Here is a 15,320-nt window from a genome sequence, read left to right on the forward strand (position 1 = left end):
GTGACCGTTCCCCACCGCCTCCTGCTCGTCAACGGACCGAACCTCAATCTCCTCGGGACCCGCGAGCCCGGGATCTACGGATCGCAGACCCTCGCCGACGTCGTCCAGCTCGTCACCGACGCCGCGGCCGCACACGGCTTCGACGTCCGGGCCGTGCAGAGCAACCATGAAGGCGTGCTGCTGGACGCCATCCACGACGCCCGGACGGACTGCGCCGGCATCGTCATCAACCCGGCCGGTCTCACGCACACCTCGGTGGTGCTGCGCGACGCCCTGTCGGCTGTGGCCCTGCCGGTCGCCGAGGTGCACATCTCCGACGTGCGGGAGCGCGAGCCGTTCCGCCACCACTCGTACGTCGCCGACGTCGCGGTGGTCCACGTGATCGGGGAGGGCGTGCCCGGCTACGTCACCGCCGTCGGCCGTCTGATCGACGTCATCACCGGCCAGAGCGAGGGCTGACGAATCCGACGCGGATCGGGCATCCCGTAGAATCGGACGTCGGCGCTCTGACTGGCTCCGCGACCATGCGGGCTCGCGCCCCTCACACGAAACGGAAACTCCAGACCCATGGCATCCACCGCAGACATCAAGAACGGCGTCGTCCTGAACATCGACGGTCAGCTCTGGAGCGTCGTGGAGTTCCAGCACGTCAAGCCCGGCAAGGGCGGCGCGTTCGTCCGCACCAAGCTCAAGAACGTCATGACCGGCAAGGTCGTCGACAAGACGTTCAACGCCGGCGCGAAGGTCGAGACCGAGAACGTCGACCGCCGCGACTTCACATACCTCTACAACGACGGCGACGGCTTCGTCTTCATGGACGTCGCCGACTACGACCAGATCACCGTCGGCGCGGCGACGGTGGGCGACGCGAAGAACTTCCTGCTCGAGAACCAGCAGGTCCAGATCGCCCTCAACAACGGCAACCCGCTGTACATCGAGCTTCCCGCCTCGGTGGTGCTCGAGATCACGTACACCGAGCCGGGTCTCCAGGGCGACCGTTCTTCGGCGGGCACCAAGTCCGCCACCGTCGAGACCGGCTACGAGATCCAGGTCCCGCTGTTCCTCGAGACCGGCACCAAGGTGAAGGTCGACACCCGCACGGGCGACTACCTCGGTCGCGTCAACTGATCGCGGCAGTGCTCTTCAGATGAGTGCACGAACCAAGGCGCGCAAACGCGCGCTCGACATCCTCTTCCAGGCCGACGTCCGCGGCGACGAGATCGCGACGATCCTCGCGGCCGAGGCGAAGCGGGCCGCGAACGAACCCGCTCGTCAGGCCTCCTGGCTGTACGCCCGCGAGATCGTCGACGGCGTGATCGACAACCGGGACGCGATCGACGAGCAGATCACGACCTTCGCGAAGGACTGGTCTCTCTCGCGCATGCCCGCCGTCGATCGTGCGGTCCTGCGCCTGGCGACGTGGGAGATCCTCTACAACGACGAGGTCCCGGCGGCGGTGGCCATCGACGAGGCCGTGGAGCTCGCCAAGGAGTTCTCGACCGACGACTCGGGCTCGTTCGTGCACGGCGTGCTCGCGCGGATCGCGCGCTCGTCCTGATCCGCCCCGCCTGTCGGCGGGTCTTGCGAGGATGGACCCCGTGACCCCGCCCTTCGTCGACGCCGGCCACATCCGGCGCCTGGGCGAGGGCGGCGCGTACGAGCGCGGCGCCGCCTACTTCGCGGACGGCGCGGTGCAGCAGGTGGCGTGGGACCCGGTGGCGTGCGTGATCGAGTCCGTCGTGACCGGCGCCGGCGGCAGGACCTATCGCTGCCGCATCCGTCTCGATCCGCATCGACGCGATCGCCCCATCGCGGCCACGTCCTGCACCTGCCCGGTGCAGTTCGACTGCAAGCACACCGTGGCCACCCTCCTCGCGAGCAATCGGTCGGCGCAGTCGGCCTCTCCGGCGCGCACGTCCTGGCGCGCGGTCCTCGCCCCTGATCAGCCGTCCCCGGCGCGGCGCACCACCGCTCTCGCGCTCGGGGTGGAGCTGCGCCAGCGGATCCGGCGCGGAGCGTCGGCCTGGGCGCCCGCGCGCGTGGAGTCGGCGACGGCGCGCAGCCTGCACCAGCACGGCGATGACGTGCTCGTCGGACTGCGTCCGCTCGAACGCAGCGCGCGCTCCGACGCATGGATCAAGGGCGGGGTGTCGTGGGACGCCCTGCGGCGACCGACGACCGCATTCGACCCGGCGCAGGCCCGCTGGTTCGCCGAGCTCTACAGCATCGGCCGCGACGTCCGCTCGTTCGGCGCCGTTCTCCGACGTGTCGGAGTGGCTGACGCTCGACGACGTGGAGTCGAGCCTGCTGTGGCCGCATCTGGCGACGGCACCGGCTCACGGCATCCCGCTGGTCGCCACCAAGCGCAGCACGACAGTCGCGGTGGCGGGCGACGCGCGCGTCGCCGTCGTCGCGCGACCGTCCACCGGAGGCCTCGAGATCGCCACGGTGGTCGCCATCGACGGAGAACCGGCGGATCCCGCGTCCGTACGCGCGATCGGGCGCTCGGGCGTGTACCGCTTCGCGGTGCACGGCGAGCGAATCGACCTCACGCTGGCGGCGGTGCCACTGGCGGACCCGGTGCCGGCCCTCCTGGCCTCGAAGGAGCCCGTCACCGTCCCCGACGACGAGGCGGGCGAGTTCGTCGCCGTGCACCTGCCGCGGATCGCCCGCCGGGTGGCCGTCGAGGCTCCCGGAATCGACGTGCCGCCCCCGACCCGTCCCACGCTGGTGGTGAGCGTGCGCTTCGCTCCCTCGCACCGCCTGGACTATGAGCTCGCGTGGCGCTACGGAGAGACCGAGCCGCTCGGGTACGACGCGCCCGATACGGCGGGCGACCGGGACGAACGGGCCGAGCATGAGATCCGCGCCCGGATCGAGGCGCTGTGGCGCGACGCGTCGCCGGTCGGCTTCGCCGCGGCAGGGTCGCTCACGGGCCTGGATGCCGCGGAGTTCGCCACGCACCTGCTTCCCCCCCTCGAGTCCGCTGCCGACGTGCTGGTCCAGATCTCCGGCACACGGCCGCGCTATCGGGAGCTGACCGGCGATCCGCGCATCGAGGTCACGACCGTCGAGTCGGCCGATGCGGACTGGTTCGATCTCGGAGTCGTCGTCAGCATCGACGGCCGGCGCATTCCGTTCGCGTCGCTGTTCACCGCCCTGGCGCGCGGTCGCAAGAAGCTGCTCCTGAGCGACGGCGCGTACTTCTCGCTGTCGCATCCCTCCCTCGGCCGCTTGCGCGACCTGATCGAAGAGGCATCCGAGCTCGACGAGTGGGAGGCCGGCCCGCGGATCAGCAGGCACCAGACCGACCTCTGGGCCGACTTCGAGGACGTCGCCGACGAGGCCATGCCCGCCGTCTCGTGGCGCGCGACGGTGGAGGCGCTGCGCAGCGTCGACGCCATCCCGCCGTCGGCGCTGCCCACAGGCTTGCAGGCCGAGCTCCGGCCCTATCAGCGCGCGGGCTACGACTGGCTGGCATTCCTGTGGACCCATCGACTCGGCGGGATCCTCGCCGACGACATGGGCCTCGGCAAGACGCTGCAGATGCTGTCGCTGGTGGCGAAGACGCGCGACGACGGCGAGCGCCGTCCGTTCCTGGTGGTCGCCCCGACGTCGGTGCTGTCCACATGGCGCAGCGAAGCCGCCAGGTTCAACCCCCGGGCTGCGCGTCGCGGTCGTCGACGCGACGAGCGCGAAGCGAGGGATGACGGTGACGGATGCCGCGGCATCCGCTGATCTCGTCGTCACCTCGTACACGCTGCTCCGACTCGACCAGGACGAGTTCGCTGCCGTCGAGTGGGCAGGGCTCGTGCTCGACGAGGCGCAGTTCGTCAAGAACAGCCAGACCAAGGCGTACCGCGCCGCCCGCGACCTGCCCGCCGACGTCGTCTACGCGATCACCGGGACGCCGCTGGAGAACAGTCTCACCGAGCTGTGGGCGCTGCTCTCGCTCACCGCTCCCGGCCTGTTCGCGTCGGCTCGGCGCTTCCGCGACGAGTACGTGGGGCCGATCGAGAAAGGCAAGGTGCCCGATAACCAGGAGGGCGGCGCATTCCGCGCGACCCGCCTCGCGCGGTTGCGCCGGCGGATCCGGCCGCTCGTCCTTCGCCGCACCAAGGAGCTCGTCGCGGGTGACCTGCCCCCGAAGCAGGAGCAGGAGGTGCGCATCGAGCTCGGAGCCGCTCACCGCGCCCTCTACGACACCGTGCTCCAGCGCGAGCGTCAGAAGGTCCTCGGGCTTCTGGACGACCTCGATCGCAATCGGTTCATCGTGTTCCGCTCGCTCACCCTGCTGCGCATGCTCAGCCTCGCCCCCGAGCTCATCGATCCGGCCCACGCCCACATTCCGCCGAGCAAGCTCACGGCGCTGTTCGAGCAGCTGGACGAGGCGCTGGCAGAGGACCACCGCGCGCTGGTCTTCAGCCAGTTCACCTCGTTCCTCGGACTGGTCGCCGCGCAGCTGGAGGAACGCGGCATCCCGTACGCGTATCTCGACGGCTCGACGCGCGATCGCGACGCGGCGATCGCCTCGTTCCGCGCAGGAGAGGCGCCGGTCTTCCTCATCAGCCTGAAGGCCGGGGGATTCGGGCTCACTCTCACCGAGGCGGACTACGTCTTCCTGCTCGACCCGTGGTGGAATCCCGCGGCCGAGGCGCAGGCGACGGGGCGCGCGCACCGCATCGGCCAGCAGCGCAGCGTCATGGTCTACCGGCTGATCGCGAACGGCACCATCGAAGAGAAGGTCATGGCGCTGCAGCAGCGCAAGGCGCGCCTGTTCCAGGCTGTCATGGACGACGACGCCCTCTTCGGACAGGCCCTCACCGCCGACGACATCCGCGGCTTGTTCGACGCCGGCTGATCCCGGCTTTCCGGCTCGAGCCGCGGTCGATGCGGCGTGGGTCGTACGACGCGCGCTCAGCAAGAGACGCTTAGACTCGACGGGTTCGACACAGGAGGACTCCCCATGCGCATCACGGGCCTCGGCCACGCCGGAATGTTCATCGAGACGGCGGGAGGAAGCATCCTCTGCGACCCGGTGATCGGCCCGACCTTCTTCGGGTCGTGGTTCCCGTTCCCCGACAACCGCGGTCTGGACTGGGCCCGCTTCGGCGCCGCAGACTTCCTCTACATCTCGCACCGGCATCGCGACCACTTCGATCCCGCGCTCATGCAGCGCCACGTCCGCAAGGACATCCGCGTCCTGCTGCCCGACTATCCGACGGACGACCTCGAGCAGGACCTGCGACGGCTGGGCTACGACAACATCGTCTACACGCAGGCGGGCGTTCCGCTCGAGTTCGGCCCCCTCAAGCTCATGGTCACTCCGCTGCGGGCACCGAGCGACGGTCCGATCGGCGACTCCTCGCTGAGCGTCGACGATGGCACGGCGAGCGTGCTGAACCAGAACGACTCGCATCCTCTGGACCTCGAGAAGCTCATGTCGTTCTCGAAGCCCGAGGCCTATTTCACGCAGGTGTCGGGCGCGATCTGGTGGCCGATGGTCTACGACCTGCCGCAGGACTCGAAGCAGAACTTCGCCAAGCTCAAGCGCGATGCGCAGAACAAGCGGGCGATGTACTACATCGAGAAGGTGGATGCCGAGCACGTCTTCCCGATGGCCGGACCCCCGATGTTCCTGCGCGAGGAGCTGTTCAAGTACAACGGCTGGGGCCTGGACGACGACTCGATCTTCACCGACCAGCAGCAGTTCCTCGACCACATGAACGAGCACCGTCCCGAGCAGAAGGGGCATCTGTTCCTTCCGGGCACGCAGGTCGACCTGAACGACGGCGAGCTCTCCGTCACCCAGACGCTCTACACCGAGCCCGAGATCGAGCGCATCTTCGGCGACAAGTGGGCCTACCTCGCCGAGCAGCGCGACAGCCGGCAGGACGAGATCGCGGCGGAAGAGGCATCCCGCACCGCCGTCCTCCCGCCTGACGAGATGCTCGCCGCGCTGAAGGAGTGGTGGGAGCCGCTCCTGCGCCGCGCCCGCACGATCCGCAACGGCGTCGGCGGCGTGGTGCGGTTCCGCATCGGCGATCTCGACATGGTGGTGGACTTCCCCAAGGCGAAGGTCCGCGAGTATGCGGGGGAGGAGTGCATCTACTGGTACACGATCCCCGCCGACCTCGTCTCGACGAACATCGCCGACGGCGAGATCGACTGGTCGAACTCGATCTTCCTGTCGATGCAGTTCGAGGTCGGCCGCAGCGGGAAGTTCAACGAGTTCCTCACGACCTTCCTCAAGTGCCTCTCGCGCGACCGCATCGAGTACGTCGAGAACTGGTACGCGGAGCAGACCGACCAGACCGAGGACGCCCAGCTCGGAGACTGGCAGGTGCAGCGCCGCTGCCCGCATCTGCGCGCGGATCTGACCAAGACCGGGAAGATCGAGGACGGCGTCCTCACCTGCTCGCTCCACGACTGGAAGTGGGACCTCGCCAGCGGCCGCTGCCTGACGAGCCAGGGTCACCCCATCCGGGCGTCCAAGGTCGGCAGTGAGGCGAACCGGGAGGCCGCGCAGCCGGTGTCCTGACCCGTTCGGCGCACGCCCGGTCGGCGGCGTCGTCCGTTCGACGGTAGACTCGACCCAGCCACAGCAACCTTTAACACCGTCCTGTGAGGCGGAGAAGGGAGCGGCGGATGAGCACGCGTTCCGTGCAGCCCCGCGTCGTCCTGAGCAGCGCCGATATGGCACGGGCCCTGACGCGGATCTCCCACGAGATCCTCGAGTCCAACAAGGGTCCCGACGGGCTGATCCTTCTGGGCATCCCGACCCGCGGGGTGACTCTCGCCCATCGCATCGCGAGGCTCATCGAGGAGTTCGGCGACGCGCCCGTCCCCGTCGGAGCGCTCGACGTCACGATGTACCGCGACGATCTTCACCGCAACCCGACGCGCGCGCCGCAGCCCACGCAGATCCCTCCCGGAGGGATCGACGGCAGAGCCGTGGTCCTGGTGGACGACGTGCTGTTCTCCGGGCGGAGCATCCGCGCCGCCCTGGACGCGCTGCAGGACATCGGACGACCGGCGGCAGTGCGCCTCGCCACACTGATCGACCGTGGGCACCGTCAGCTGCCGATCCGTCCCGACTTCGTCGGCAAGAATCTTCCGAGTGCGCGCGATGAGCGCGTCAATGTGCGACTGGACGAGGTCGACGGTCGCGAAGAGGTGACGATCGAGTCATGAGGCACCTCCTCGACACCAAATCGCTCGCTCGCCGAGACGCGCTGCGCATCCTCGATGTCGCCGAGGACATGGCCGACACCCAGCGCCGCGAGGTCAAGAAGCTTCCGACGCTGCGCGGCAAGACCGTCGTGAACCTCTTCTTCGAGGACTCCACCCGCACCCGGATCTCGTTCGAGGCCGCGGCGAAGCGCCTGTCGGCGGACGTCATCAACTTCTCCGCGAAGGGCTCGAGCGTCTCGAAGGGCGAGTCGCTGCAGGACACCGCTCAGACGCTGCAGGCGATGGGGGCGGATGCCGTCGTGATCCGTCACGGAGCGTCCGGGGCGCCGCGCACCCTCGCCACGAGCGGGTGGATCTCGGCCGGCGTCGTCAACGCGGGCGACGGCACGCACGAGCACCCGACGCAGGCGCTGCTGGATGCGTTCACGATCCGCAAGCGCCGATTCGGCGGCGACAGCCGCGGTCGCGACCTCGCCGGGGCGAAGGTGACGATCGTGGGCGACATCCTGCACTCGCGCGTTGCCCGCTCGAACGTCTGGCTGCTCGAGACGCTGGGGGCCGAGGTGACGCTCGTCGCTCCGCCGACCCTCGTCCCGCAGGACGTGTCGGCGTGGCCGGCGCGCGTGCTCTACGACCTCGACGAGGCCATCGCCGACGGCCCGGACGCGCTCATGATGCTCCGCATTCAGCTCGAGCGCATGACCGCGGCGTATTTCCCCACTGAGCGGGAGTATTCCCGGCGCTGGGGGCTCGACGCCCTGAGACTTGCCGCATTGGCGCCGGATAGCATTGTCATGCACCCCGGACCCATGAACCGGGGCCTCGAGATCTCCGCAGAAGCCGCCGACTCCCCGCGCTCGACCGTGCTCGAGCAGGTCGCCAACGGCGTCTCGGTGCGCATGGCAGCGCTGTACCTGCTCCTCGCGGGTGCGGACGAAGCGACGCCACCGAGCCAGGACTCGCCGACCGACAAGACGGACGCCACCGAAGGGAGCACGAGATGAGCGAGGTGTTCCACTTCCGAGGGGCCCTGATCGAAGGCTCGGACACCGCCGACGTCATCGTCGACGGCGGCGTGATCGCCGAGATCGGTCCGGGGCTCAGCCGAGCCGGCGCCACCGTCGTCGACGCCGACGGGCTCGTGCTGCTGCCTGGTCTGGTCGACCTTCACACGCACCTGCGCGAGCCGGGCTACGAGGCATCCGAGACGATCCTCACCGGGTCGCGCGCCGCCGCTGCCGGCGGGTACACCGCCGTGTTCGCGATGCCCAACACCTCGCCGGTCGCCGACACGGCGGGTGTCGTCGAGCAGGAGCTCGCTCTCGGCGAGGCCGCCGGCTTCGTGACGGTCCAGCCGATCGGGGCGGTCACGGTGGGACAGAAGGGCGAGCGGCTCGCCGAACTCGGCGCGATGGCGGACTCCCGCGCCCGGGTGCGCGTGTTCAGTGATGACGGCTTCTGCGTGTGGGATCCGCTCATCATGCGGCGAGCGCTGGAGTACGTGAAGGCCTTCGACGGCGTGATCGCCCAGCACGCTCAGGATCCGCGCCTGACCGAGGGCGCTCAGATGAACGAGGGCGCCGTCTCGGCCGAGCTCGGCCTCGCCGGCTGGCCGGCGGTCGCCGAGGAGTCGATCATCGCGCGCGACGTCCTGCTCGCCGAGCACGTCGGCTCGCGCCTGCACGTCTGCCACCTCTCCACCGCGGGATCGGTCGAGATCATCCGGTGGGCCAAGAAGCGTGGCGTCAACGTCACGGCCGAAGTCACGCCGCACCATCTGCTCCTGACCGACGAGCTGGTGCGGGACTACGACGCGCGCTTCAAGGTGAACCCGCCGCTGCGGCGCGAAGAGGACGTCCTGGCGGTGCGCGAGGGCCTGGCCGACGGCACGATCGACATCGTCGCCACCGACCACGCGCCGCACCCGGCCGAGGCCAAGGCGTGCGAGTGGCACGCCGCCGCGAACGGGATGGTCGGGCTCGAGAGCGCGCTGCGCGTCGTGCACCAGGCGATGGTCGACACCGGCCTGCTCACGTGGGGCGATGTCGCGCGCGTGATGTCGCGCGAGCCGGCGCGCATCGGCCGACTCGCCGGCCACGGGACGCCGCTGACCGTCGGGCACCCGGCATCCCTCACGTTCTACGATCCCGCGCCGGTGCGCGAGTTCTCGTCCTCCGACCTTCGCGGTCGCAGCACCAACTCGCCCTACCTCGGGCGTTCTCTGCCGGGCGAGGTGCGCTGGACGCTGCACCAGGGCACGGTGACGGTGGCCGAGGGTGCGCTCCTGGACGCACCAGGGGCGCGCGCATGACCCGCGAGGCCGCGCTCCTGGTGATCGTGGGCGTCGCGGTCGTCCTTCTCGCGCTCCTGGCCTGGGCCTGGCGCCGGCGAGCACGCCGCGACGCCGGCCTCCGTGCGCCGGTGGGCGAGATGCCCGAAGACGCCACGGTGCACGCCGTCTTCCCGGTGCTGTACGTCGCGACCACACAGCACGATCAGCCCCTCGAGCGTCTCGCCATCACCGGCCTCGGGTTCCGCTCGCGCGCCGACGTCACCGTGACCGACGCCGGTGTCGCGCTCGATCTGACCGGACAGGCCCGCATCTTCCTCCCCACCGACCGCATTCAGGATGTCGGCCAGGCGACCGTCGCGATCGACCGCGTGGTCGAGCGCGACGGCCTGGTGCGGATCGCGTGGCACCTCGACGACGCCACCGTCGTCGACTCCTATCTCCGCCCGCAGGACGTCTCGGCCCGCGCCCTCGCCGACGCCGTGACCGCCGTCCTGCCCTCGAACCAGACGGGAACCCCCTCATGAACTCCCTCTTCCAGACCGACCCGGCCGTGCTCGTCCTCGAGGACGGCACCCGCCACGTCGGCCGCGCCTACGGCGCGCTGGGCACGACGCTCGGCGAGGTCGTCTTCTCGACCGGCATGACCGGCTACCAGGAGACGCTGACCGATCCGTCGTACGCGGGCCAGATCGTGCTGCAGACCGCCCCGCACATCGGCAACACCGGCATGAACCAGGAAGACCCCGAGTCCCGCCGGATCTGGGTGTCGGGCTACATCGTGCGCGACCCGTCCCGTGTCGTGTCGAACTGGCGCGCCGACGAGTCGCTCGACGACGCGCTCTCCACCGACGGCGTCGTCGGCATCAGCGGCATCGACACGCGCTCCGTGACCCGGCACATCCGCTCCGCGGGCAGCATGCGCGGTGGGATCTTCTCGGGCGAGGCCGCGGCGATCGACGCCGACGAGCAGCTGCGCCTGGTGCGCGAGGCCCCGCAGATGGCCGGTCAGAACCTCTCCGCCGAGGTGTCCGTCGCCGCTGCCGAGGTCACACCGGCGACCGCCGAGCGCATCGGAAACCTGGCGGTGCTCGACCTGGGTGTGAAGCAGGCGACCGTCGACAACCTGGCCGCCCGCGGCTTCGAGGTGCATGTCCTGCCCCAGGACGTCACGATCGAGCAGATCCGCGCCATCGACCCGGTGGCGGTGTTCTACTCCAACGGCCCCGGCGACCCCGCCGCCTCCGGAGACCACGTCGAGCTGCTGCGCAGCGTGCTCGACGACCAGCTGCCCTTCTTCGGGATCTGCTTCGGCAACCAGCTGCTGGGCCGTGCTCTCGGCCTCGGCACGTACAAGCTGCCGTTCGGGCACCGCGGCATCAACCAGCCGGTGCTCGACAAGACCACCGGCCGCGTCGAGATCACCGCCCACAACCACGGCTTCGCGGTCGAGGCGCCGATCGACGGCGCGTTCGACAGCCCGCAGGGCTACGGCCGCGTCGAAGTCAGCCATGTCGGACTCAACGACAGCGTCGTCGAAGGACTGCGCGCGCTCGACATCCCCGCGTTCTCGGTGCAGTACCACCCCGAGGCGGCCGCCGGCCCGCACGATGCCAACTACCTGTTCGACCGCTTCCGCGACATGGTCGTGGCCCACCTTCGACAGGCTCAGGAACCGACTCAGGAGAACAATGCCTAAGCGCGACGACATCAATTCCGTCCTGGTCATCGGCTCCGGCCCGATCGTCATCGGCCAGGCAGCCGAATTCGACTACTCGGGCACGCAGGCGTGCCGCGTGCTGCGGGCCGAGGGCATCCGGGTGATCCTGGTCAATCCCAATCCCGCGACGATCATGACCGACCCCGATTTCGCCGACGCGACGTACATCGAGCCGATCACCTGGCAGGTCATCGAGACGATCATCGCCAAGGAGAAGCCCGACGCGATCCTGCCGACGCTCGGCGGGCAGACCGCCCTCAACGCCGCGATCGACCTGCACAACCACGGCATTCTCGCGAAGTACGACGTCGAGCTGATCGGCGCCAACTTCGAGGCGATCAACAAGGGCGAGGACCGCCAGATCTTCAAGCAGCTCGTCCTCGACGCGGGAGCGGATGTCGCGGCATCCCGCATCGCCCACACCATGGACGAGGTGCTCGCCGCCGCCGACGAGCTCGGCTACCCGCTGGTCGTCCGCCCGTCGTTCACGATGGGCGGTCTCGGATCCGGCTTCGCCTACGACGAGACCGACCTGCGCCGGATCGCCGGCGCCGGACTGCGCGACTCGCCGACCACCGAGGTGCTGCTCGAGGAGTCGATCCTCGGGTGGAAGGAGTACGAGCTCGAGCTGATGCGCGACACGGCCGACAACACGGTGGTGGTCTGCTCGATCGAGAACGTGGACCCGGTGGGCGTGCACACCGGCGATTCGATCACCGTCGCACCGGCGCTCACGCTCACCGACCGCGAGTACCAGAAGCTGCGCGACATCGGCATCGACATCATCCGCGCCGTCGGCGTCGATACCGGCGGCTGCAACATCCAGTTCGCCGTCGACCCGGCGACCGGCCGCATCATCGTGATCGAGATGAACCCGCGCGTCTCGCGGTCCTCGGCGCTCGCGTCCAAGGCCACCGGGTTCCCCATCGCGAAGATCGCGGCCAAGCTCGCGATCGGCTACCGCCTCGACGAGATCCCGAACGACATCACCAAGGTGACGCCGGCGAGCTTCGAGCCGACGCTGGACTACGTCGTCGTGAAGGTCCCGCGCTTCAACTTCGAGAAGTTCCCCGCCGCGGACACCACGCTGACCACCACCATGAAGTCCGTGGGTGAGGCGATGGCGATCGGGCGCAACTACGCCACGGCCCTGCAGAAGTCGCTGCGCTCGCTCGAGAAGCGGGGATCCAGCTTCCACTGGGGCGACGAGCCGCGTTCGGTCGACGAGCTGCTCGAGGTCGCGAAGACTCCCACCGACGGACGGATCGTCGTGCTCCAGCAGGCGCTGCGGAAGGGGGCGACGGTCGAGCAGGCCTTCGATGCGACCAAGATCGACCCGTGGTTCCTCGACCAGATCGTGCTGATCAACGAGGTCGCCGACTTCGTGCGCACCGCCGCGGAACTGGATGCCGCCACCCTCCGCATCGCGAAGGAGCACGGCTTCAGCGACGCCCAGATCGCGCAGCTGCGCGGTGGCGGGACGGTCAGCGAGGCCGAGATCCGCGGCATCCGTCACGGCCTGGGCATCCGGCCGGTCTTCAAGACCGTCGACACGTGCGCGGGCGAGTTCCCGGCCCTCACGCCCTACCACTACTCGAGCTACGACTTCGAGACCGAGGTGACCCCTTCGGAGCGGACCAAGGTCGTCATCATCGGCTCGGGTCCCAACCGCATCGGGCAGGGCGTCGAGTTCGACTTCTCGTGCGTGCACGCCTCGTTCGCACTCGCGGAGGCCGGCTACGAGACCATCATGGTCAACTGCAACCCAGAGACGGTGTCGACCGACTACGACACCAGCGACCGGCTGTACTTCGAGCCGCTGACGCTGGAGGACGTCCTGGAGGTGCTGCACGCCGAGGCGCAGTCCGGTGAGATCCTCGGCGTGGTGTGCCAGCTGGGCGGTCAGACGCCGCTCGGCCTCGCCAAGGGCATCGAGGACGCCGGCTACACGATCCTCGGCACCAGTCCCGCCGCGATCGACCTCGCCGAGGAGCGGGAGCAGTTCTCGCGTCTGCTCGACGAGGCCGGACTGCTCGCGCCGCGCAACGGCACGGCGATCGACGTCGACGGCGCCGTGGCGGTCGCGGAGGAGATCGGGTACCCGGTGCTCGTGCGCCCCAGCTTCGTGCTCGGCGGCCGCGGCATGGAGATCGTGTACTCCACCGATTCGCTGCGCGACTACTTCGTCCGCATCGCCGACCAGGCCATCATCGGGCCCGGCCTGCCCCTGCTGGTCGACCGCTTCCTCGACGACGCCATCGAGATCGACGTCGACGCGCTGTACGACGGCGCCGAGCTCTACATCGGCGGCGTCATGGAGCACCTCGAAGAAGCGGGCATCCACTCCGGCGACTCGAGCTGCACCCTCCCGCCGGTCAGCCTCGGCCGCACCGACATCGATCGCGTGCGCGTGGCCACGCAGGCCATCGCGGCGGGCGTCGGGGTGCGCGGACTGCTCAACGTGCAGTTCGCGATCTCGGCGGGCGTGCTCTACGTCATCGAGGCGAACCCGCGAGCCAGCCGCACCGTGCCGTTCGTGTCGAAGGCGCTCGGGATCCCGCTGGCGAAGGCGGCCGCACGCATCATGGCCGGCAGCTCGATCGCCGAGCTGAAGACCGAGGGGCTGCTTCCGGCTCAAGACGGCTCGCGCGTGCCCCTGGACGCTCCGGTCGCGGTCAAGGAGGCCGTCCTGCCGTTCAAGCGGTTCCGTACCGCCGACGGCCAGACCGTCGACTCGGTGCTCGGCCCCGAGATGCGCTCCACCGGCGAGGTCATGGGCATCGACCGTGATTTCCCGACAGCGTTCGCCAAGTCGCAGGAGGCCGCCTACGGCGGCATGCCGCTCGAGGGGACCGTCTTCATCTCGGTCGCCGACAGCGACAAGCGCGCGGTCATCCTGCCGGCGCACCGCCTGCAGGAGCTCGGCTACGACCTCGTCGCCACGGAGGGGACCGCCGAGATCCTCGCCCGCAACGGCATCGCGGTCCGCGTGGTGAGCAAGTACTCCGAGACGCAGGGGTCGGGCGGCACGAACGTCGTCGACCTCATCAACGCCGGCGAGGTGGACATCGTCGTGAACACCCCGTCCGGGGGAGCGGCCCGCGCCGACGGGTATGAGATCCGCGCCGCGGCCGTCGCCGGCGACAAGGCGCTGTTCACCACGATGGCGGTGCTCGGCGCTGCCGTCAGCGCCCTCCCCGTGCTGCGCCAGGGCTTCGCGGTCAAGAGCCTGCAGGAGTACGCGGCCGATCGTCAGGCCCGGCTGTGACCCCTGCCCCGCCTGCGGGCTCCTTCGGGGAGCGCGTACGCGCGGCGATGGCGGATCGCGGCCGGCTGTGCGTGGGCATCGACCCCCATCCGCATCTGCTCGGGGAATGGGGCCTGGATGCCTCGGCCGCCGGGGCACGGGAGTTCGGACTGCGCACCGTCGAAGGCGCGGCCGATCGTGTGGCGGTCGTGAAGCCGCAGGTGTCGTTCTTCGAGCGCTACGGCTCCGCGGGGTTCGCCGCGCTCGAGGACGTGCTCGCCGCCGCACGTGCCGCCGGACTCATTGTGATCGGCGACGCCAAGCGGGGCGACATCGGCACCACGATGGACGCCTACGCCGAAGCGTGGCTCACCCCCGGGTCGCCCCTCGAGGTCGACGCGATCACCGTCAACCCCTTCCTCGGCATCAAGACGCTGGAGGGCACCTTCGTCCTGGCCGAGCGGTCGGGCAAGGGCGCCTTCGTCCTGGCGGCCACCAGCAATCCGGACGCCTTCACCTCTCAGCGCGCGCGGCTGGACCCTGGCCGGACGGTGTCGGCTGCGATCGTGCGCGAGGTGTCTGAGCGCAATGCCGGCACCACGCCGACGGGGGAGTGGGCGAGCCTCGGATTCGTCATCGGGGGCACCGTGGACTGGCGCGAAGCGGGACTCGAGGCGTTCACGCCGACGGCGCCGATCCTCGCGCCCGGCTTCGGGCACCAGGGCGCGCAGGCGGAGCAGCTGTCATCACGCTTCGGCGTGCTGGCTCCCGCGGTGATAGCGTCGGAGAGCCGGAGCATTCTGGCCGCCGGACCCGACCGGCTCGCCGCGCGCATCTCAGAGCGCGCCCTTCTCTACCGTGGTGAATGA

The 15,320-nt window shown here is 69.7% G+C and carries 13 protein-coding genes; all 13 read left to right on the forward strand.

What is annotated here, in order from left to right; all coding sequences use genetic code 11:
* Nucleotides 1-459, forward strand: coding sequence for a type II 3-dehydroquinate dehydratase (locus tag WYM_RS09910; protein ID WP_019180677.1), 459 nt, complete (start codon nucleotides 1-3; stop codon nucleotides 457-459).
* Between the two features lie 108 nt (nucleotides 460-567).
* Nucleotides 568-1,128, forward strand: coding sequence for an elongation factor P (gene efp, locus WYM_RS09915; RefSeq protein WP_019180678.1), 561 nt, complete (start codon nucleotides 568-570; stop codon nucleotides 1,126-1,128).
* 19 nt (nucleotides 1,129-1,147) lie between these two features.
* Nucleotides 1,148-1,558 (forward strand): transcription antitermination factor NusB, encoded by a 411-nt coding sequence (nusB, locus tag WYM_RS09920; RefSeq protein ID WP_019180679.1) that lies wholly within the window; start codon nucleotides 1,148-1,150, stop codon nucleotides 1,556-1,558.
* Nucleotides 1,559-2,265: 707 nt separating this feature from the next.
* Nucleotides 2,266-3,738, forward strand: a complete 1,473-nt coding sequence (locus WYM_RS22370; protein WP_272943141.1) for an SNF2-related protein — start codon at nucleotides 2,266-2,268, stop codon at nucleotides 3,736-3,738.
* The gene (locus WYM_RS22375; RefSeq protein ID WP_272943142.1) at nucleotides 3,707-4,861 is read left to right on the forward strand and encodes a DEAD/DEAH box helicase; all 1,155 of its coding nucleotides are present in this window, start codon (nucleotides 3,707-3,709) and stop codon (nucleotides 4,859-4,861) included. The genes WYM_RS22370 and WYM_RS22375 overlap by 32 nt, the downstream gene beginning before the upstream one ends.
* Nucleotides 4,862-4,966: 105 nt before the next feature.
* Nucleotides 4,967-6,541, forward strand: coding sequence for a Rieske 2Fe-2S domain-containing protein (locus WYM_RS09930; protein ID WP_019180680.1), 1,575 nt, complete (start codon nucleotides 4,967-4,969; stop codon nucleotides 6,539-6,541).
* A gap of 107 nt (nucleotides 6,542-6,648) precedes the next feature.
* Nucleotides 6,649-7,194: a bifunctional pyr operon transcriptional regulator/uracil phosphoribosyltransferase PyrR gene (gene pyrR, locus WYM_RS09935; RefSeq protein WP_019180681.1), complete on the forward strand. Its 546-nt coding sequence runs from the start codon at nucleotides 6,649-6,651 to the stop codon at nucleotides 7,192-7,194.
* Complete coding sequence (locus WYM_RS09940) at nucleotides 7,191-8,198, forward strand: aspartate carbamoyltransferase catalytic subunit (protein WP_019180682.1); 1,008 nt, start codon at nucleotides 7,191-7,193, stop codon at nucleotides 8,196-8,198. Before pyrR ends, WYM_RS09940 begins: the two co-directional genes overlap by 4 nt.
* Nucleotides 8,195-9,505, forward strand: a complete 1,311-nt coding sequence (locus WYM_RS09945) for a dihydroorotase (RefSeq protein ID WP_019180683.1) — start codon at nucleotides 8,195-8,197, stop codon at nucleotides 9,503-9,505. The genes WYM_RS09940 and WYM_RS09945 overlap by 4 nt, the downstream gene beginning before the upstream one ends.
* Nucleotides 9,502-10,011 carry a hypothetical protein gene (locus WYM_RS09950; protein WP_019180684.1) on the forward strand — a complete coding sequence of 170 codons (510 nt, stop codon included), beginning with the start codon at nucleotides 9,502-9,504 and terminating at the stop codon, nucleotides 10,009-10,011. Before WYM_RS09945 ends, WYM_RS09950 begins: the two co-directional genes overlap by 4 nt.
* Nucleotides 10,008-11,183 (forward strand): glutamine-hydrolyzing carbamoyl-phosphate synthase small subunit, encoded by a 1,176-nt coding sequence (gene carA, locus WYM_RS09955; protein ID WP_019180685.1) that lies wholly within the window; start codon nucleotides 10,008-10,010, stop codon nucleotides 11,181-11,183. Before WYM_RS09950 ends, carA begins: the two co-directional genes overlap by 4 nt.
* Nucleotides 11,176-14,472 carry a carbamoyl-phosphate synthase large subunit gene (gene carB / locus WYM_RS09960; RefSeq protein ID WP_019180686.1) on the forward strand — a complete coding sequence of 1,099 codons (3,297 nt, stop codon included), beginning with the start codon at nucleotides 11,176-11,178 and terminating at the stop codon, nucleotides 14,470-14,472. Before carA ends, carB begins: the two co-directional genes overlap by 8 nt.
* The gene (gene pyrF / locus WYM_RS09965; RefSeq protein WP_026059709.1) at nucleotides 14,469-15,320 is read left to right on the forward strand and encodes an orotidine-5'-phosphate decarboxylase; all 852 of its coding nucleotides are present in this window, start codon (nucleotides 14,469-14,471) and stop codon (nucleotides 15,318-15,320) included. Before carB ends, pyrF begins: the two co-directional genes overlap by 4 nt.

Source organism: Microbacterium yannicii PS01, from assembly GCF_000304335.1.
Taxonomy (GTDB): Bacteria; Actinomycetota; Actinomycetes; order Actinomycetales; family Microbacteriaceae; genus Microbacterium; species Microbacterium yannicii_A.